The following is an 18,388-nucleotide window of genomic DNA, read 5'->3' on the forward strand; positions in this document are numbered from 1 at the left end:
AGCGGGTGTGGGTGCAGCTGACCGCCGAGGCCGGGGAGTCCCCTATCAGGTGCAGGAGGGCGACCTCGTCGAGCTCGAGGGCACGGTCGTCGAGCACGAGGCGGCCTTCGCCGAGCAGGTGGGCGTCGATGCCACCGAGGCTGCCCAGCAGCTGACCGAGCAGGTCGCGCACCTCGAGGTGGCCAAGTCCTCGGTGCGACTGTCCGCCTGACCAGGGACCCGAGGCCGGGCCTGCACCGGGAGGGCGGGCCCGGCCCTCGGGACGGCGCTCGCGCCGGCACAGGGACCGGGCTGCGCAGCGCCGGGACGCTCCTCGCGCACACCCGGGTCCAGCGGGAGCTGCCCGGCCTGGGGAAGGACCCCCCGCCACTCGCACGCTCGCGGCGGGACCCTGCAGGGGGCCGGGTGTCAGCGGCCGGCGGCCATCGCCTGCAGCTCCGCCTCGATCGAGGCGTCGCGCTCGGCCTCGGCAGCGGCCCGCTCGCCGCCCAGCCGCCAGTACACCGGGGCCACGGCCGCGGCGTGCGCCAGCCCCGCCGCCAGGCCGAACCACCGGTGGGGGTGGGCGACGCCGCGGCGGGCCAGCTCGGCACGCGCGGGCCGGTCGAACACCTGCAGCAGCAGGCCCAGCCCCAGCGCGCGGGTGCCGGCGTGCAGCAGCGCCCGGCGCTCGTGCACCGGGGGCTGCCCGACCGCCCCGGTGGCGCCCAGCTCGCGCAGCACGGCGGGGAGCTCCAGGCTGAGCTGGTCCACGGCGACGAGGGCGCCGGCCGCGGTGGCGGTGAGCACCCGCGGCCGGGACCACGGCGGCGCGGCGCGGCTGGCCAGCACGGCGCCGACCGCCAGCCCCTCGAGTGCGCTGCTGGCCAGGGCACGGGCCCGGAGGGCGTGGAGCGAGGTCACGGGGGCCACCGTAGGGCTGCCGCCTACGATCGACCGGTGAGCGTGACCCCCATCCGGTTGCTGGGCGACCCGGTGCTGCGCACCCCCGCCGCCCCGGTCGTGGACTTCGACCAGGAGCTGCGCCGGCTGGTCGCCGACCTCACCGACACCATGTTCGCCGCCGGCGGCGCCGGGCTGGCCGCTCCGCAGATCGGCGTCGGGCTGCGGGTGTTCACCTGGTTCGTCGACGGCGAGGTCGGCCACCTGGTGAACCCCGAGGTGGCGCCGGTGGGGGAGGAGACCGAGGAGGGTCCCGAAGGCTGCCTGTCCATCCCCGGCTTCACCTTCGACTGCCGCCGGCACCTCCACGTGGCCGCCACGGGCTTCGACCTGCACGGCGAGCCGTTCCGCGTCGAGGGCTCCCACCTGCTGGCCCGCGCGGTGCAGCACGAGGTCGACCACCTCGACGGCGTGCTGTTCGTCGACCGGCTCGACGCCGAGGCCCGCGCTGCCGCGCTCGCGGCGATCGGAGCGGCCGAGTGGGCCGGCGCCGGGGCCTGGGTGCCGCGGGTGGAGGTGAGCCCCCACTGAGGCTCCTCTTCGCCGGGACGCCGGACGTCGCCGTCCCCTCGCTGGAACTCCTGATGGCCTCCGCCCACGAGGTCGTCGCCGTCCTCACCCGCCCCGACGCCCGCTCCGGCCGCGGCCGCCGAGCGAGCCGCTCCCCGGTCGCCGAGCGGGCCGACGCCGCCGGCGTCCCCGTGCTGCAACCCCGCTCGCCGCGCGAGCCGGAGTTCCTCGAGCGGCTCACCGAGCTGGCCGTCGACAGCGCGCCGGTCGTCGCCTACGGCGCCCTCGTGCCGCAGGCCGCGCTCGACCTGACGCGGCACGGCTGGGTCAACCTGCACTTCTCGCTGCTGCCGGCGTGGCGGGGTGCCGCACCGGTGCAGCACGCGGTCATGGCCGGCGACGAGGTCACCGGCGCCTCGACCTTCCTGCTGGAGGCGGGCCTGGACACCGGGCCGGTCTACGGCGCGGTGACCGAGCCGATCGGTCCGCGGGACACCGCCGGCGACCTGCTGGGCCGGTTGTCGATCAGCGGCGCCCGGCTGCTGGTGGCCACCCTCGACGGCATCGCGGCCGGCACCCTCGAGCCGCGGCCGCAGCCGACCGAGGGAGTCAGCCTCGCGCCGCGCCTCGAGCCGACCGACGCCCGCGTCGACTGGTCGCTGCCCGCCCACGTCGTCGACCGGCGGGTCCGCGGGGTCACCCCTGCGCCCGGCGCCTGGACGACGTGGCGCGGCGACCGGCTGCGGCTGGGGCCGGTCGAGCCGCTGCCGTCGTCCCTGGGGCTGGTGCCCGGCGAGCTGTCGGTGGGGCCGACCGGCGTGCTGGTCGGCACCGGTCGGGGCGCGGTCCGGCTCGGCGAGGTGCAGCCGGCCGGCAAGCGGCTGCTGCCGGCACCGGACTGGTCCCGCGGCGCGCGGCCGGCGCCGGGCGAGCGACTCGGGGACGACGGCCCGTGACCGCTCCCCGGCGCGGCAACCGCCGTCCGCCGTCCCGCCGCTCCCGCCCGGTGCTCGACGGGGCGCGGCTGACCGCCTTCGACGTCCTCGACGGCGTCACCAGCCGCGCCGCCTACGCCAACCTGCTGCTGCCCCAGCTGCTGCGCGAGCGCGCCGCCGACCTCGGCGAGCGCGACGCCGCCTTCGCCACCCAGCTGGCCTACGGCACGCTGCGCGCCACCGGCACCCTCGACGCGGTGCTGGCCCCGCTGGTCACCCGGCCGCTGGCCGAGCTCGACCCGCGGGTGCTCGACCTGCTGCGGCTGGGCACCTACCAGCTGCTGGACCTGCGGGTGCCCGCCCACGCCGCCGTCGACACGTCCGTCGCGCTCACCCGCGCCATCGTCGGCACCGGTGCCTCCGGCCTGGTCAACGCGGTGCTGCGCAAGGTCGCCGCGGGCGGCGACCGCGCGGCCTGGCTCGAGCGGCTCGACGGGGACGGCGACCAGCGGCTGGCGCTGGCCACCGACCACCCGGGGTGGATCGTCGGGGCCTGGCGCGACGCGCTCGGCGACGAGGCGGAGCTCGAGCCCGCGCTGCTGGCCGACGACGCCGCGCCCGAGGTCCACCTGGTCGCCCGCCGGGTGCCCCGCGACCAGCTGGTGGCCGAGTCCGGCGGGCAGCCGGGTCCGTGGTCGCCGCACGCCGTCCGGCTCGGCGGCGGGGACCCGGCCCGCGTCCCGTCGGTGCGCGAGGGCCGGGCCGCGGTGCAGGACGAGGGCAGCCAGCTGGCCGCGCTGCTGCTCGCCCGCGCGCCGCTGGAGGGTCCGGACGCCGCCTGGCTCGACGTGTGCGCCGGCCCCGGCGGCAAGGCCGGGCTGCTGGCGGCGGTGCGGCCGGAGGGGGTGCAGCTGACCGCCGCCGACCGCGCGCCGCACCGCGCCGAGCTGGTCCGCCGCGCGTTGCGGGACGAGGACGACGTCGAGGTGCTGGTCGCCGACGGGCGGACGCCGCCGTGGCGGCCGGGCGCCTTCGACCGCGTGCTGCTCGACGCGCCCTGCACCGGGTTGGGCGCGCTGCGCCGCCGCCCCGAGGTGCGCTGGCGGCGCACCCCCGACGACGTCGCGCCGCTGGTGGAGCTGCAGCGGGCGCTGCTCGACGGCGCGCTGGCCGCCGTGCGCCCCGGCGGGGTGGTCGCCTACGTGACCTGCTCGCCGCACACCGACGAGACCGTCGCCGTGGCCGACGCCGCGGCCGCCCGGGACGACGTCGAGGTGCTGCCGGTCGCGCCGCTGTTCCCGGAGGTGCCCGGGCTCGCCCGCGGCGCGTACGGGCAGCTCTGGCCGCACCGGCACGGCACCGACGCGATGTTCATGGCTCTGCTCCGCCGCACCCGCTGAGCCGGGCGGTCACCCGGTCGGGCGCGCGGGCGCGGCGGTGGAGGGCCGGGAGCCGCGGTGGTCGGCGTGCTCGTGCTCGTCCTCGTCCTCGTGCGCGTCGTCGTGCTCGCCGTCCTGCTCCCGGTGGTCACCGCGTGCCGGGTCGGCGGCCCACCCGCCGGAGCCGTCGCCGTCCTCCGGCCGGTCGCGCACCTCGTCGTCGTCCGACCGCGGCGCGGTCGAGGGGGCGGCCGCCGAGGTGGACGCCGCGGGCGCGGGCTCGGGTGCCGGTGCCGGTATCGCTGCCGGTTGCGCTGCCGCTGTCGGTTCCGCGGCGAGGGCGGCGTCGTCCGGCGACGGCGTCGCGGCTGCCTCGACGGTGTCCGTCGGCGCGGCCGGCGCGGCCGGGGTCGGGGCGACCGGGGGTGGTGCGCTGACCCGCGGCCGGGCGTCCGCCGGGACGACCGTGAGCGGCGCGGCCGCCGTCGCGGCGGCGGGGGAGGGCTCCGCCCACTGGGTGGGTGCCGACCCGCTGCTGCGCCGCGGCACCGTCGTGGCGGGCTCGTCGCCCGACGGCGACGGGGCGGCCGACGACGACGGCGGACTGCTGGTCGGCGCGGCGTCCGCCCCGGCGTCCTCGGCCGCGGGCGGGGCGGGCTCAGCCGCGGGCCGGGCGGGCTCGGCCGGCGCGCCGAGCAGCGAGAAGCCGGCCCACGCGCCGGTGAGCGTCGCGGTGCCGATGGCGGCGAGCACGGCGACCGACCCCGCCACCAGGGCCAGCCGTTTCGACCAGGCCCGCCGCGCCGGCCGACCGGTCGCGCCGTAGTACAGCAGCACCGGCCGCTGCCCGGGGTCGGCCGGCGGGACGGCGGACCGCCGGTCGCGGTGCCGGCCGGTGCTCATCCGGGCGTCCGGTGGGTTCCGGCCGGGCGCAGCCGGCGCTCGGCCCACAGCGCCGCCTGTGTGCGGTCGGTGGCGCCGATGCGCTGCAGGATGCGCGTGACGTGGGTCTTGACGGTGGCCTCGCTGATCCGCAGGCGCCGCGCGATCACCTTGTTCGGCAGGCCCTGCCGGACCAGTTCGAGCACCTCCTTCTCGCGGTAGGTGAGCGGGTCGTCCTGGCCGCGGTCGCGCAGGTCGGCGAGGAGTGCGCAGGTGACCATGGGGTCGACCGGCGCCCCGCCGGCGGCGATGCAGCGCACCGCGTCGAGGATCGACTCGCCGTCCTGGTACTTGAGCAGGTAGCCGTCGGCCCCGGCGACCAGCGCGGGCAGCACGAGGTCGGGCTCGCCGAAGGAGGTGAGCACCAGCACCGGGGTGGTGTGGCCGCGCTGGCGCAGCGTGCGGATCACCGTCACGCCGTCCCGGCCCGGCATCGACAGGTCCAGCAGCAGCACGTCGGGGTCCAGCTGCTCGACCAGCTCCAGCGCGGTGTCGCCGTCCCCGACCGCGCCCACGCACTCCAGGCCGTCGGCGGCGTCCAGCAGGCTGGAGATGCCCCGCCGGACGACGGCGTGGTCGTCGACGACCAGCACCCGGATCACCGCGTGGCTCCCACGGTCGGGCGCACGGTGGTCGACAGCGGGACGGTCGCGACCAGCCGGGTGCCCTGCCCCGGGGCGCTCGTGAGCGTCAACGAGCCCCCTGCGTCCACCAGCAGCTCGCCCAGTGCTCGCAACCCGACGTGACCGGCCGCGAGCCGCTCGGCCAGCCGGGCCTCGTCGAAACCCTGCCCGTCGTCCTCGATGCTCATCGTGGCGACCCCCTCGTCTCGGGTGACGGCGACCTCCACCGAGGTCGCCCGGCTGTGCGCGGTGACGTTGCGCAGCGCCTCCTGGGCGCAGCGGTAGAGCAGCGCGGCCGTCGGGCCGGGCAGGTCCCGGGCCGCGTCGGCCCGCACGGTGACGCGGGTGCCGGAGCGGCCGACCTCCTGCGCCAGCAGCTGCAGGGCCGGCAGCAGGCCGCCGCGGAAGCCGCCCCGGGCGGGGATGAGCGCGACGAGCAGGGTGCGCAGGTCCTCGACGGACCGGCGCACAGCCGTCGCGGTCCGCTCCAGCAGCTCGGCGTCCTCGGGGTTGCGCGGCCGGCCGCGCATCTGGGCCGCGTCGAGCTCGTAGGCCAGCCCGGTGAGGTCCTGCACGACGTGGTCGTGGACGTCGCCGGCGATCCGGCGCCGCTCGGCGTCCGAGGCGTCCACGGCGGCCTGCAGCAGCGCGTCCTCGGACTGCTGCGACCGGCGCAGCCGCGACGCCAGCCGCCAGGCCAGCGGCACCTGGATCACCTGCAGCAGGGTCAGCGCCCCCAGCGCCGCCGGGGCGAACCGCCGCCAGGTGCGCTGGGCGAGGTCGGTCACCTCGGAGTAGCTCTCGTGGAACTCGACCAGCAGCGGGGTGCCGTGCACGTCCTCCACCCTGACCCAGGCCACGAGCACCCGGCCGCTGCTGCGGCCCTCGACCACACCCGGGTCCCCGGGGTCGGCCACCAGCGAGGTCACCGAGCCGGTCTCCAGAGCCATCTGCGCGGCGTCCGGCAGCGGGGCCGCCCGGCCCGCGACGCTGCGGTCGTCGGCCCAGAGGATCCGCCCGTCGGCGGTCCGCACCCGCACCGCGACGACCGGGCCGGCCGTGACGAGGGCGCGGACGTGCGTGCGCAGGTCCGCAGGCGGGTCGGGCTGCACGCCGCGGGCGCTGTCGAGGGCGGGCGTCAGGGTCGCGGCGGTGACGCGGGCCAGGCTCTCGAAGGCCCGCGTGCCCTGGTCGAGGCCCGCCCGGCGCGCGAGCACGCCGGTGAGCAGGGCCAGCGCCAGGGTCACGACGAGTCCGGCGCAGGCGAACCAGGCGACGGAAGTCGCCACCGACCTGTGCCGTCCCGCCGCATGGGCCGCCGTCCGCCGCCCTCCCCGGACCACTCGTCGAACGATAGGGAGGCGCGGTTCCGTATCGGGGGTCTGCCGACGCGGTGCGGCCCGGGGCGGATGCCGCTCGTCGGCGCGCCCGGGGAGTCCTACCCACGGCGACCCCGCGACCACGATCCGGAACGGCGGGAACCTGGCGCGTCCCGCCGACGACCACTGCACCGTGACCACTCGAAGCCCGGCCTTGCGCCGGACCCTCGCGACCGTCCTGACCGGCGCCGTCCTGCTCGCCGCCGGCACCGGGACGGCGGCCGCCCATGTCGAGGTCAGCGCCGAGGGCGCAGTGGCCGGCACCGGTCCGGTGACGCTCGCCTTCTCCGCGGCGTCCGAGGCCGCGGCGGGCATCACGGCGATGCGCACGCAGCTGCCCGCGGGCATCGACCCGGCCGGCGTCTCGCTGGCCGCCGGTCCGCCCGGGTGGGCGCTCACCCCGACCCCGGAGGGCTTCGAGGTGGGCGGGCCCGCGCTGCCCGCCGGCGCGGACGCCGAGTACGCGGTGACCGTGGCAACCCTGCCTGCCGGCGTGACCGAGCTGGCCTTCCCGACCGTGCAGGTCTACGCCGACGGCACCGAGAACGCCTGGATCGAGCAGGAGGTGCCCGGCGGGCCGGAGCCGGAGCTGCCGGCGCCGGTGCTCGCCGTCGCTCCGGGGGCGGCCGTGCCCTCGGCGGCGGCGCCCGCGTCCCCGACGGTGGCGGCCGAGCCGCCGGCGCCCAGCGCGTCGGCCCCGGCGCCTGCCGCGGCGGCCGACGACGGCACCGGCAGCGGCTGGCTGGTGGCGGCCGCGGCGGTCGCCGCGCTGGCCGCCGTGGCCGGCGGGCTGTGGTACCGCCGCTGGCGCGCCGGGCGGTGATCACCCCCGCCTAGACTCGGCGGACGTGTCCCGCGGCCCCCTGATCGCACCCAGCCTCCTGTCGGCGGACTTCGCCCGGCTGGCCGACGAGGCGCAGCGCGTCGCCGACGCCGACTGGCTGCACTTCGACGTCATGGACGGGCACTTCGTGCCGAACCTGACCTTCGGGCTGCCGGTCCTGCAGGCGCTCCAGGCGGTCAGCCCGGTGCCGCTGGACTGCCACCTGATGATCCACCACCCCGAGCGCTGGGCCCCGGGCTACGCCGAGGCCGGTGCGCGCAACGTCACCGTGCACGCCGAGGCCTGCACCGGCGATCCGCGCGCCGTCGCCCGCGACCTGCGCGCCGCCGGGTCGCTGGCCGGCCTGGCGCTCAAGCCGGGCACCCCGCTCGACGAGTACCTCGACGTGCTCCCGGAATTCGACACCCTGCTGGTCATGACCGTGGAGCCCGGCTTCGGTGGTCAGCGCTTCCTCACCGAGACGCTGCCCAAGGTGCGCCGGGCGCGGGAGCTCGTCGACACCGGGCACCTCGAGCTGCTGGTCGAGGTCGACGGCGGGATCAACGCCGACACCATCGAGCAGGCCGCCGCGGCCGGTGCCGACGTCTTCGTCGCCGGCTCGGCCGTCTACGGCGCGGACGACCCCGCGCGCGCCATCGCCGACCTGCGCGCCCGGGCCGCCGGCGCGCGGCAGCGGTGACCGCCACCGCGGCCGAGCTCGCCGCCATGGCCCGGGCGCGGGAGCTGGGGCTGGCCGTCCTCGGCACCACCAGCCCGAACCCGGCGGTGGGCGCGGTGCTGCTGGCCGCCGACGGGACGCCGGTGGGCGAGGGCGCGACCGCACCGCCCGGCGGCCTGCACGCCGAGGTGCAGGCGCTCGCGCAGGCGGGGGAGCGGGCCCGTGGCGGCACCGCCGTCGTCACCCTCGAGCCGTGCGCGCACACCGGCCGCACCGGGCCGTGCGCCGAGGCGCTGGTGGCCGCCGGGGTGGCCCGCGTGGTGGTCGCCGTCCCCGAGCCGACCCAGCTGGCGGGGGGCGGCGCCGCCCGGCTGCGCGCTGTCGGCGTCGACGTCGAGCTCGGCGTGGAGCAGCAGGCCGCCGAGGAGGGCGCGCTCGGCGCGTGGCTGACCGGCGTGCGCGAGGGACGCCCCGCCGTGGTGTGGAAGGTCGCCGGCACCCTCGACGGCCGGGTGGCCGCCGCCGACGGCAGCAGCCGCTGGGTCACCGGACCGGAGGCGCGGGCCGCCGTCCACCGGCTGCGGGCCACCTGTGACGCGGTCGTCGTCGGGTCGGGGACGGCGCTGACCGACGATCCGCAGCTGACCGTCCGGGACGCCGACGGGCGGGACGCCCCCCGCCAGCCGCTGCGTGTCGTGCTCGACCGCCGCGGCCGGCTGCCCGCGACCGCCCGGGTGCTCGACGACGCCGCGCCCACGCTGATCAGCGCCGCGCCGGGGCCGCGGGAGCTGCTCGACGAGCTGTTCGCCCGCGACGTGCGGCGCGTGCTGCTGGAGGGCGGCCCGACGCTGGCCGCCGCCTTCCTGCGCGCGGGTCTCGTCGACGAGGTCGTGGTGCACCTGGCGCCCAAGCTGCTCGGGGCCGGCGCACCGCTGGTGGACGACCTGGGAATCACCGGGATCGGCGACGCGCTGACCCTCCGGGTCACCGGCCTCACCCGCCTGGGCGGGGACGTGGAGATCCGGCTGCGGCCGACCCGGCACACTGGGGTCCGGCGCGTCGCGGACTCCCACGGCGCGACCGGAGGAGGTTGATCGTGTTCACCGGCATCGTCGAGGAGGTCGGCACCCTGCTCGCCCGCGAGGAGACCGGCGGGGCCGGGCCCGAGGCGGACGCCGCCCGGCTGCGCATCCGGGCCCGGAAGGCGCTCGAGGGCGTGGCGCTGGGCGACTCGATCGCCGTCAATGGCGTCTGCCTCACCGTCACCGGGTTCGTCGGGGCGGGTCCGAAGGGCGACGGCACAGCCGAGGAGTGGACGACCGACGTGATGGCCGAGACGCTCCGCCGCAGCAGCCTGGGCGCGCTGGCCGCCGGCGACCCGGTCAACCTGGAGCGTGCCGTCACCCCGCACACCCGACTCGGTGGGCACCTGGTGCAGGGCCACGTCGACGGCGTCGGCACCGTCGTCTCCCGCACCCCCGGCGAGCACTGGGAGGTCGTGCGGGTCGGGCTGCCGCCGGAGCTGGCGCGCTACGTCGTCGAGAAGGGCTCGATCACCTTGGACGGCGTCTCGCTGACCGTGAGCGCCGTCAGCGCCGCCGACGATCCCGAGCCGTGGTTCGAGGTCAGCCTGATCCCCACCACGCTGCGGGAGACCACGCTGGGTGCCGTCCCTCCCGGGAGCCCGGTCAACCTGGAGGTCGACGTGATCGCCAAGTACGTGGAACGCCTGTTGGGAGCCCGCTCGTGAGCGAGCGGGCGAGCTCACGCAGGAGCACAGCACCCGTGGGCACGGAGCCGACGAGCGCGAGCGAGGAGGGTTCGTGACCGCACCCGTCCGCCTGGACAGCGTCGAGGACGCGATCGCCGCCATCAAGAGCGGCCGCCCCGTCGTCGTCATGGACGACGAGGACCGCGAGAACGAGGGCGACCTCATCTTCGCCTCCGAGCTGGCCACCCCCGAGCTCGTCGCGTTCATGGTCCGCTACACCTCGGGCTACATCTGCGTGGCCGTCACCGAGGCCGACGCCGACCGGCTGGACCTGCCGCCGATGTTCCGGGTCAACCAGGACCGTCGCGGCACGGCCTACACCGTGACCGTCGACGCCCGCGAGGGCGTGACCACCGGCATCTCGGCCGCCGACCGCGCGCAGACCATCCGGCTGCTCGCCTCGACCGACACCGACTCGACCGACCTGGCCCGGCCCGGCCACATCGTCCCGCTGCGCGCCCGGGACGGCGGCGTGCTGCGCCGGCCCGGCCACACCGAGGCCGCCGTCGACCTCGCCGTCCTCGCCGGGCTGCGCCCCTCGGGCGCGCTGTGCGAGCTGGTCAGCGAGAAGGACCCGGTCGGCATGGCCCGCGGTGACGAGCTGCGGGTCTTCGCCGACGAGCACGACCTGTGCCTGATCTCAATCGCCGACCTGATCGCCTACCGCAAGCGCTTCGACAAGCTGGTCGAGCGGGTGGCCGAGGCCACGGTGCCCCTGGCTCCGGGGACCTTCACCGCCGTCGGCTACCGCAGCTCCTACGACGAGCGCGAGCACGTCGCCTTCGTCTACGGCGACATCGGCGAGGGCGAGGACGTCCTGGTGCGGGTGCACTCCGAGTGCCTCACCGGCGACGTGTTCGGCTCCCTGCGCTGCGACTGCGGGCCGCAGCTGCAGGCGGCGCTGGCCGCGGTGGCCCAGGAGGGGCGCGGCATCGTGCTCTACATCCGAGGGCACGAGGGCCGGGGGATCGGACTGCTGCACAAGCTGCAGGCCTACCAGCTGCAGGACATGGGGATCGACACGGTCGACGCCAACCTCGACCTCGGCCTGCCCGCCGACGCGCGGGACTACGGCACCGGCGCGCAGATCCTCGTCGACCTGGGCGTGCACACGATGCGGCTGCTCACCAACAACCCGGCCAAGCGCGCGGGGCTGGAGGGCTACGGGCTCCAGGTGACCGGGCGGGTGCCGCTGCCCAGCCACGTCACCGCGGAGAACCTGGCCTACCTGCGCACCAAGCGCGACCGGATGGGTCACCTGCTCGACATCATCGAGCCGGAGACCGAGTCCGGTCCGGCCGACGCCGCGACCGTGCCGGGCACCGACGTCCCGCTGCGGCAGACGGAGCAGCGGTTGTGAGCGGGCTCGCGAGTCCGCCGACGGGCACAGCAGTGGTCCCGCGAACGCGGCCGACGAGCGTCGGCGAGGAGGTCCCGTGAGTGGCAAGGGTGCGCCCGAGGCGGCGGTGGTCGACGCGGCCGGGCTGACCCTCGGCATCGTCGCCACCACCTGGCACGCCGAGCTCACCGGGGCGCTGCTGGATCGCGCGGTCGCCGCCGCGGTCGCCAGCGGTGTCCCCGAGCCGACGGTCGTCCGCGTGCCCGGGGCGGTGGAGCTGCCGGTGGTCGCCCAGGCGCTCACCGAGCGGCACGACGGCGTCGTCGCGCTCGGCGTGGTCATCCGCGGCGGGACGCCGCACTTCGAGTACGTCTGCGACGCGGTCACCGCGGGCCTCACCCGGGTCGCGCTGGACGCCGGGAAGCCCGTGGGGAACGGCGTCCTCACCTGTGACACCGAGGAGCAGGCCCGCGACCGGGCCGGGCTGCCCGGCTCGGCCGAGGACAAGGGCTGGGAGGCGACCGTGGCGGCCCTCGCGACGGCGCTGACCCTCCGCGGCCTGCGCGGGAACTCCCGGGCCACCGGCTTCTCGATCCGACCGGCCGACGGGAGCCGTGCGTGAAGACCTTCGACCAGCTGTTCGCCGAGCTCTCCGCCAAGGTCGCCGCCGGCGACCCGGCGTCGGGCACGGTCACGGCGGTCCGCGACGGCGTGCACGCCGCGGGCAAGAAGGTCGTCGAGGAGGCCGCCGAGTCCTGGATGGCCGCCGAGCACGAGGGTGCCGAGCGCACCGCCGAGGAGGTCAGCCAGCTCCTCTACCGGGTGCAGGTCCTGATGCTCGCCCGCGGCCTGACCCTCGACGACGTGTACGCCCACCTCTGAAGGACTCTCCTGCCCCCACCGTGGAAGGACCCCGTCCCTCTCACCCCGAGCGAGCTCGGGGTGGGCCTCCGGACGGAGCCAGCGGCGGGACCCTGCAGGAGGACCGACCGCCCACCCCCGACCGAAGGAGTCCATCCGTGCTGCGCATCGCCGTGCCGAACAAGGGCGTCCTGAGCGAGCCGGCCGCCGAGATGCTCACCGAGAGCGGCTACCGGCAGCGCCGCAGCACCAAGGACCTCGCCGTCTACGACCCCGACAGCGACACCGAGTTCTTCTACCTGCGGCCCCGCGACATCGCCGTCTACGTCGCCGCCGGCACGCTGGACGTCGGCATCACCGGCCGCGACATGCTGCTCGAGACCGCGCCGGCCGTCGGCCAGGGCGCCGCGGCGGTGGAGGTCATGCCGCTGGGCTTCGGCCGGTCCTCGTTCCGGTTCGCCACGCCGCTGGAGTCCGGCATCGAGCGCGTCGAGCAGCTGGCCGGCAAGCGCATCGCCACCGCGTACCCGGTGCTGCTGCAGCGCTACCTCGACGAACAGGGCACTCCCGCCTCCGTGGTCAAGCTCGACGGCGCGGTGGAGACCGCCTGCCGGCTCGGTGTCGCCGACGCCGTCTGCGACGTGGTCGAGACCGGGACGACGCTGCGCGCCGCCGGGCTGCACATCATCGGCGAGCCGGTGCTCACCAGCGAGGCCGTCCTGGTGCGCCGGGCCGGTGCGGAGGAGATCCCCGCGGTCGCCCAGCTGCGCCGCCGGCTGCGCGGGGTCCTGGTGGCCCGGCAGTACGTGATGCTGGACTACGACTGCCCCAACGACCTGCTGGAGAAGGCGACCGCGCTGACCCCCGGCCTCGAGGGGCCGACGGTCAGCCCGCTGCAGACGGCGGGCTGGTCGGCGGTGCGGGCGATGGTCGCGCAGCACGAGACCAACCGGGTGATGGACGAGCTGTGGGAGCTCGGCGCCCGCGCCATCCTCGTCACGAGCATCCACGCCTGCCGGCTCTGAGATCGTGACACTGCGGTCCTCCGGACCGCACCGCGGCCAATGGCCCTCCCCGGCCGTCGCTGAGCCCCAGACTCCCGTCCCTGCTCGGGGGAGCCTCCGGCCCCCCGCTCCCAGGGACCGCGGCCTGTGGTGGTCCCGACTACTGGTGATCACGGCTGCCGGACGCGCGAGAACCCCCGTCCGCGGTGGACGGGGGCTCTCGCGCGTTCCACCGGGTGGCCCCGTCCCGGGTCCACCCTGAGCTCGCGCGGAGGACGGGTCCTCGATCAGCGGACCCGCATGGTGCGGTCGACCAGGTCGATCGCGGTGCACAGCCCCAGCGCCATCGCCCGGCCGCTGGTGGCGCCGGTCGCCAGCAGCCCGTCGATCGCCGGCGCCAGCGGCCGCTCGCCGACCAGCCCGTGCAGCACCGCGGCGTACTCGGCGCTGACCCGGCCGGCGGACGCGTGCCGCAGCAGCGCCCGCGACAGCTCCGTCGTCCGGCCGGCGGCCAGCGCGGAGACCGCGGCGGCGAACCGCTCGGCGGCGGGGTGGCCCAGCAGCACCAGCCCGGCCATCGTGCCGGCCATGACGTCGTCCCCGGCCGGGGTGAGCCCCGGGCCGAGGCCGATCAGCCGGGTGGCCGTGCGCAGCGCCGCGTCGAGGTCGGCCCGGCGGACCGCGCCGCGCAGGGCGGCCAGCGGGCCACCCGGGCCGACCGGCAGGCCGGGGAGGGTGAACGCGCTGTGCGGGACGCCCTCGCCGTAGAGCGCGTTGCGCAGCTGGCGCACGCCCTCGGGGAGCAGGGCCGGGCGGGGGCGGGGCAGCCGGGGGCGCGGGTTCCACCACGCGGCGGCGCTCACGGCGAGGTCGCCCACGACGATCCGCCCGCCGCCGACCTCGGCCGGGGCGTCCGGCGGCAGCGCCACCAGCGGGCGGCCGTTGCTGGGACGGAAGAGCATGCAGGCCAGCGGCAGCCGGGCGGCGTCGCTGGTGAGCACGCCGACGACGTCGCCGCCGCGCTCGGTGGGCACCTGCAGGTAGACGGCGGCGGGGACGCTCAGGAGGACGCGCGCCGGGCGGACCGGGCCGCGCAGGAGGTCGGCGACACCGGTGCTCGCGGAGGCGGGCACGGCGGTGGCGGCACGGGCGGGGGGAGCGGTGCGCGCGGTGGCCTGGGCGGACTCGCGCGGCAGCGGGATGGTCGGTAGTCCGGCCCGCGCGGCGCGGCCACGCGGGGAGGTCGGAGCCCCGGGGCGGCTCCCGCCCGGGCCTGCGGTCTCGTCGATGGTGCGCATGGCGACCCTCTTCACGCTGGAAGACCACGGGGAGCACCGTCGGCTCGGGACCCCCCGCCCGGGCCCGTCCACCCGCTGGAGGAGGCTGGTCGGCACCCTCGCGGGGAACCGGCTTACCATCCACCGGGCGGAGTGGAACCGGGTCTCGAACCTATGCGGCGCGTCGCACGCCCAAGTATGGCGGAAGTCGCCAAGAATGGGAGGGCAGGTCCAGGCACTCCTGACAGGGTGCTGTGGTGTAGCCGTGTGCATCGGCAACGGAGGAAGTTGGTGTCGTGACCCCGGGTGAAGCCTCCCTCGTCGTCCGCACGCTGGGTGAGGGCATGGTTCCGTCCCGGCGTCCCCTGTCGGCAGCGGAGGCGCCGGTGACCGAGAGCCGCGACGAGCGGCCCAGCTGGCAGGAGCGCATGGGCCTGAGCCTGGCCGAGGCGCTGCGGCTGCCCGGCCTCGCGGGGACGGAGGTCGTCGCCGGGGGCGGCGGCCTCGAGCGCGTCGTCCGCTACATGGTGGTCGACGACCCCGCCGACCCCCTGGCCGTGGCCGGTCCCGACGTCCTCGTCGTCCTCGGCGCGCGCCTGCCGCCGGCCGACGCCGCCAACTGCCGGGCCCTGGTGGAGCGGCTGGACTCCATGGGCACCGCGGGGCTGGCCTTCCGCCGGGCCGAGGGGCCCCCGCCGGTGCCGGCCGACGTGCTGGTCGAGGCCGACCACCGGGCGCTGCCGGTGCTCGCCCTGCCCGCGACGGTGCGGATGGGCGAGGTGGTCTCGGAGGTGCTGGGCGCCGTCGTCGGCAGGCAGAGCGAGGCGCTGGCGCTGTCCAGCCGCATGCACGACCAGTTCATCGACGTCGCCCTCAGCGGCGGCGGGCTGGCCGAGGTCACCGAGCAGCTCGCGGTCTCCCTCGCGGGCGCCGCCGTGCTGGGCCTGGGGCCGGACCGCGAGATCGTCACCAGCGCCGGCCCGGTCGAGGACGTCGCCGAGATCAGCGACTGGCTGTGGCTACTGGACGCCGAGGCCGAGGACGAGATGGCGATGATGGCGCCGTCCCGCCGGCTCTCGGGCCTGCGTGCCGACCAGACGGTCGTCACCCCGGCCGACGTGCTGGCCGACGCGGACCTCTCCCCGGCCGACGGCATCCTGCTCGTCCCCGGGCACCACGAGCTGCCCGGCGGCCTGGGGGAGTACGCGGTCGCGCCGATCATGGCCGGCGACCAGCGGCACGGCTGGCTGGTCGCGGTCCACCGGGCCGGGCCGCTGCTCGTCGGCGCCGGCGCCCTGCTGGAGCGCGCCGCGGTGGTCGCGGCGCTGTCGGTGATCCGCCAGCAGGCGGTGCACTCGGTCGAGCTGCGCTTCCAGGGCGACCTGGTGCGCCGGCTGGTCGCCGGGTCGCTGCGGCACACCGAGCGGGCGCTGGCCCAGACCCGCTCCTTCGGCTGGCGGCTCGACGGCCCGGTCGTCGTCCTGGTGACCGCCACCGAGACCGTCGCCGACCCGCAGGCCGACCCCACCCGGGCCCTCGACGTGCTCGACCGGCTGGCCGACGGCTGGCGCGCCGCGCTGGAGAGCGAGGTCTCCGGTGCGGCTGTGGCGGGGCTGTCGACCGAGATCGTCACCGTGCTGCCGCTCGACGGGCGGACGCCGGAGGAGATCACCTCGCTGGTGTCCGCGGTGACCGGGCGGGTCAACGCGCGGGTGCGCCGCGTCGGGCGGGTGCTCGGCACCGGCATCGGCCGTCCGGCGGGCTCGCTGTCGGCGCTGGGGGAGGCCCACCAGCAGGCCTCCCGGGCGCTCGGCGTCGGCCAGGAGATCCACGGGCCGCAGGCGGTCACCCACTTCGACCAGCTCGGCGTCTTCCGGCTGCTGTCGCTGATCCCGGACAGCACCGAGCTGCGCACCTACGTCGACGAGGTGCTGGGGACGCTGGCCGACGCCGCCGACCCCGACTCCGCCGACCTGCGGGAGACGCTGCGGGTGCTGCTGGAGACCAACCTCAACGTCGCGGAGTCCGCGCGCCGGCTGCACTTCCACTACAACACGATGCGCTACCGGATCGGCAAGCTCGAGCGGTTGCTCGGGCCCTTCACCACCGACCCCACGCTGCGGCTGAACCTGCTGCTCGCGCTGCACGCGGCGCGGATGCGGGGCCTGGACCAGCCGCACCGGCCGCCGGTGGACGCCGGGATGACGCTGCCCCCGGACGACGGCCTCGACGCGCTGGTCTGAGCGCGCCGTGGGGAGGAGCATCGCGGCGCTGGTCGACCGCATGGGTGAGCTGCTGGCGCCGCTGGAGGCCGACCGCGACCCGGCCCGCTTCTTCCTGGGGGTGTACCTGCGGACGACGGCCGCGGTGGGCGCGGCCATCGACGCGGGCGCGTTCGAGGACCCCGCCTGGGTCGAGGAGTGGGACGTCGACTTCGCCGGCCTCTACCTCGACGCGCTGACCGCCCACCGCCGGGACCCGGCGTCCGCCCCGCGGCCGTGGCAGCTGGCCTTCGGCGCGCGGCCGGACCTGCCGCCGGAGGCGCACGTACTGCTCGGCGTGAACGCGCACATCAACTACGACCTGCCGCAGTCACTGGTGCGGGTCATCCCGCCCGCCGAGTTCGACACCCCGGCGACGCTGGCGATGCGCTGGCGCGACCACGCGCGGATCGACCGGGTGCTGGCCTCGCGGGTCACCGCGGAGGACGGCGAGCTGCACCGCGCCGGGGGACGGCGGACCCGCCTGGACCGGCTGCTGGCCCCGGTGAACCGCACCGCCAGCCAGGTCTTCCTGCGCGAGTCCCGGCGGCGGGTGTGGGCCAACGCGGCCCAGCTCGACGCCGCCCGGCGGCGCGGCCCCGAGGCGTACGCGCGCCGGGTGGCCGACCTGGAGGCGGCCGCCGCGGCGCGGGTCGACGACCTGCTGCGCCCCGGCCCGGTGCTGGTGCGGCTGGCCGTCCGCGGCTTCGGCGTCACGCTGCCGCCGGGCTGAGGCTGCCGGGCCGGCCGGCATCGGCGAGGCTGGGACGACGGCCGCGCCCGGCGGCCGTACGAGGAGGAACTGCATGAGCGCCGCGAAGACGACGGGCGAGCGAGCATCGCAGCGAGCGCCAGCGAGCGAGGAGCGGAACGAGCCCGGAGTCGAGCAGTGAGCGAGGTCGCCCGTCCGCTGTCCGGGAGGGTCGCGCTGGTCACCGGCGCGTCGTCGGGGATCGGCGAGGCCACCGCCGTCGCCCTGGCCGAGGCCGGTGCCGCGGTGGCCATCGGCGCCCGTCGCCGCGACCGGCTCGACGACCTGGCCGCACGGCTCGGCGAGGCCGGCGCGCGGGTGCTCACCCTGGACCTCGACGTCACCGACGAGGCGGCCTGCCGCGACGCCGTCGAGCGCACCCGCAGCGGGCTCGGCGGTCTCGACGTCCTGGTGAACAACGCCGGCCTGATGCTGCTGGGCACGATCGTCGGCGCCGACCCCGAGGACTGGCGGCGCATGGTCGACACCAACGTGATGGGGCTGATGTACATGACCCACGCGGCGATCGACGGGATGCTCGAGCAGGGCTCGGGCGACGTCGTCAACATCTCCAGCACCGCCGGCCGCACCGCCCGCGCCGGCGCCGGGGTCTACAACGCGAGCAAGTGGGCGGTGAACGCCTTCAGCGAGTCGCTGCGCCAGGAGGTGACCGCCCGCGGGGTGCGGATCTCCCTCGTCGAGCCCGGCGCGGTGGTCACCGAGCTGCGCTCGCACATCACCCAGCCCGAGGCGAGGGCGGCCGCGCTGGCGCACACCGAGGGCATGCGCTCGCTGCAGCCCGAGGACGTCGCCCGCGCGGTCGTCTACGTGGTCACCCAGCCGCCGCACGTGGCCGTCAACGAGGTGCTCGTGCGTCCCACGGACCAGGAGCGCTGAGCGGTCGGCGCCCCG

20 protein-coding genes are annotated in these 18,388 nt (G+C 77.1%); 15 read left to right on the top strand and 5 right to left on the bottom strand.

What is annotated here, in order from left to right:
• Nucleotides 1-49: 49 nt before the first annotated feature.
• A complete protein-coding gene (locus BLW63_RS26795) occupies nucleotides 50-211 on the top strand; it encodes a hypothetical protein (protein WP_170856740.1) in 162 nt (53 codons plus the stop codon).
• Nucleotides 212-408: 197 nt separating this feature from the next.
• On the opposite strand, the gene BLW63_RS11955 is transcribed toward BLW63_RS26795, so the two are convergent.
• A complete protein-coding gene (locus tag BLW63_RS11955; protein WP_091155872.1) occupies nucleotides 409-903 on the bottom strand; it encodes a hypothetical protein in 495 nt (164 codons plus the stop codon).
• Between the two features lie 36 nt (nucleotides 904-939).
• On the opposite strand from BLW63_RS11955, the gene def reads away from it, so the two are divergent.
• From def to BLW63_RS11970, 3 genes are read left to right on the top strand one after another with little or no spacing between them, the layout of a single operon-like run.
• Entirely contained in the window at nucleotides 940-1,473 is a 534-nt protein-coding gene (def, locus tag BLW63_RS11960; RefSeq protein ID WP_091155875.1) for a peptide deformylase, read from the top strand.
• Nucleotides 1,422-2,408, top strand: a complete 987-nt coding sequence (fmt, locus tag BLW63_RS11965) for a methionyl-tRNA formyltransferase (protein ID WP_280140512.1) — start codon at nucleotides 1,422-1,424, stop codon at nucleotides 2,406-2,408. Before def ends, fmt begins: the two co-directional genes overlap by 52 nt.
• Nucleotides 2,405-3,787 (top strand): RsmB/NOP family class I SAM-dependent RNA methyltransferase, encoded by a 1,383-nt coding sequence (locus BLW63_RS11970; protein WP_091155879.1) that lies wholly within the window; start codon nucleotides 2,405-2,407, stop codon nucleotides 3,785-3,787. The genes fmt and BLW63_RS11970 overlap by 4 nt, the downstream gene beginning before the upstream one ends.
• Nucleotides 3,788-3,796: 9 nt before the next feature.
• Here the strand turns inward: BLW63_RS11970 and BLW63_RS11975 are convergent, their stop codons facing one another.
• Genes BLW63_RS11975 through BLW63_RS11985 form a run of 3 tightly spaced genes read right to left on the bottom strand, consistent with a single transcriptional unit; the run spans nucleotide 3,797 to nucleotide 6,620 of the window.
• Entirely contained in the window at nucleotides 3,797-4,669 is an 873-nt protein-coding gene (locus BLW63_RS11975; protein WP_091155882.1) for a hypothetical protein, read from the bottom strand.
• Complete coding sequence (locus tag BLW63_RS11980) at nucleotides 4,666-5,310, bottom strand: response regulator (protein ID WP_091155887.1); 645 nt, start codon at nucleotides 5,308-5,310, stop codon at nucleotides 4,666-4,668. Before BLW63_RS11980 ends, BLW63_RS11975 begins: the two co-directional genes overlap by 4 nt.
• On the bottom strand, nucleotides 5,307-6,620 hold the full coding sequence (locus tag BLW63_RS11985; RefSeq protein ID WP_091155891.1) for a sensor histidine kinase: 1,314 nt from the start codon (nucleotides 6,618-6,620) through the stop codon (nucleotides 5,307-5,309). The genes BLW63_RS11980 and BLW63_RS11985 overlap by 4 nt, the downstream gene beginning before the upstream one ends.
• Before the next feature lie 223 nt (nucleotides 6,621-6,843).
• On the opposite strand from BLW63_RS11985, the gene BLW63_RS11990 reads away from it, so the two are divergent.
• The 8 genes from BLW63_RS11990 (at nucleotide 6,844) to hisG (ending at nucleotide 13,208) form a co-directional block, all read left to right on the top strand.
• Complete coding sequence (locus tag BLW63_RS11990; protein WP_139263527.1) at nucleotides 6,844-7,533, top strand: DUF1775 domain-containing protein; 690 nt, start codon at nucleotides 6,844-6,846, stop codon at nucleotides 7,531-7,533.
• Between the two features lie 25 nt (nucleotides 7,534-7,558).
• Nucleotides 7,559-8,233 carry a ribulose-phosphate 3-epimerase gene (gene rpe, locus BLW63_RS11995; RefSeq protein WP_091155898.1) on the top strand — a complete coding sequence of 225 codons (675 nt, stop codon included), beginning with the start codon at nucleotides 7,559-7,561 and terminating at the stop codon, nucleotides 8,231-8,233.
• Nucleotides 8,230-9,306: a bifunctional diaminohydroxyphosphoribosylaminopyrimidine deaminase/5-amino-6-(5-phosphoribosylamino)uracil reductase RibD gene (gene ribD / locus BLW63_RS12000; RefSeq protein WP_211517092.1), complete on the top strand. Its 1,077-nt coding sequence runs from the start codon at nucleotides 8,230-8,232 to the stop codon at nucleotides 9,304-9,306. Before rpe ends, ribD begins: the two co-directional genes overlap by 4 nt.
• 2 nt (nucleotides 9,307-9,308) lie before the next feature.
• Nucleotides 9,309-9,962: a riboflavin synthase gene (locus BLW63_RS12005; RefSeq protein ID WP_091155901.1), complete on the top strand. Its 654-nt coding sequence runs from the start codon at nucleotides 9,309-9,311 to the stop codon at nucleotides 9,960-9,962.
• Nucleotides 9,963-10,035: 73 nt separating this feature from the next.
• Complete coding sequence (locus BLW63_RS12010) at nucleotides 10,036-11,343, top strand: bifunctional 3,4-dihydroxy-2-butanone-4-phosphate synthase/GTP cyclohydrolase II (RefSeq protein ID WP_091155904.1); 1,308 nt, start codon at nucleotides 10,036-10,038, stop codon at nucleotides 11,341-11,343.
• Nucleotides 11,344-11,419: 76 nt separating this feature from the next.
• Entirely contained in the window at nucleotides 11,420-11,944 is a 525-nt protein-coding gene (gene ribH, locus BLW63_RS12015; RefSeq protein ID WP_091155908.1) for a 6,7-dimethyl-8-ribityllumazine synthase, read from the top strand.
• Nucleotides 11,941-12,204 (top strand): phosphoribosyl-ATP diphosphatase, encoded by a 264-nt coding sequence (locus BLW63_RS12020; protein ID WP_091155911.1) that lies wholly within the window; start codon nucleotides 11,941-11,943, stop codon nucleotides 12,202-12,204. The genes ribH and BLW63_RS12020 overlap by 4 nt, the downstream gene beginning before the upstream one ends.
• A 137-nt stretch (nucleotides 12,205-12,341) precedes the next feature.
• Complete coding sequence (hisG, locus tag BLW63_RS12025) at nucleotides 12,342-13,208, top strand: ATP phosphoribosyltransferase (protein WP_091155914.1); 867 nt, start codon at nucleotides 12,342-12,344, stop codon at nucleotides 13,206-13,208.
• 266 nt (nucleotides 13,209-13,474) lie between these two features.
• Here the strand turns inward: hisG and BLW63_RS12030 are convergent, their stop codons facing one another.
• Nucleotides 13,475-14,500 carry an oxamate carbamoyltransferase subunit AllH family protein gene (locus BLW63_RS12030; protein ID WP_244522524.1) on the bottom strand — a complete coding sequence of 342 codons (1,026 nt, stop codon included), beginning with the start codon at nucleotides 14,498-14,500 and terminating at the stop codon, nucleotides 13,475-13,477.
• 350 nt (nucleotides 14,501-14,850) lie between these two features.
• On the opposite strand from BLW63_RS12030, the gene BLW63_RS12035 reads away from it, so the two are divergent.
• The 3 genes from BLW63_RS12035 to BLW63_RS12045 all read left to right on the top strand — a co-directional run bounded on the left by BLW63_RS12035 (nucleotide 14,851) and on the right by BLW63_RS12045 (nucleotide 18,373).
• Nucleotides 14,851-16,707, top strand: coding sequence for a PucR family transcriptional regulator (locus tag BLW63_RS12035; protein ID WP_091155918.1), 1,857 nt, complete (start codon nucleotides 14,851-14,853; stop codon nucleotides 16,705-16,707).
• A 7-nt stretch (nucleotides 16,708-16,714) separates the two neighbouring features.
• Nucleotides 16,715-17,458: a DUF5995 family protein gene (locus tag BLW63_RS12040; protein WP_091155921.1), complete on the top strand. Its 744-nt coding sequence runs from the start codon at nucleotides 16,715-16,717 to the stop codon at nucleotides 17,456-17,458.
• Between the two features lie 156 nt (nucleotides 17,459-17,614).
• Complete coding sequence (locus tag BLW63_RS12045) at nucleotides 17,615-18,373, top strand: SDR family NAD(P)-dependent oxidoreductase (RefSeq protein WP_091155925.1); 759 nt, start codon at nucleotides 17,615-17,617, stop codon at nucleotides 18,371-18,373.
• Nucleotides 18,374-18,388: the final 15 nt, after the last annotated feature.

It is taken from the genome of Geodermatophilus africanus (genome assembly GCF_900107105.1).
Taxonomy (GTDB): Bacteria; Actinomycetota; Actinomycetes; order Mycobacteriales; family Geodermatophilaceae; genus Geodermatophilus; species Geodermatophilus africanus.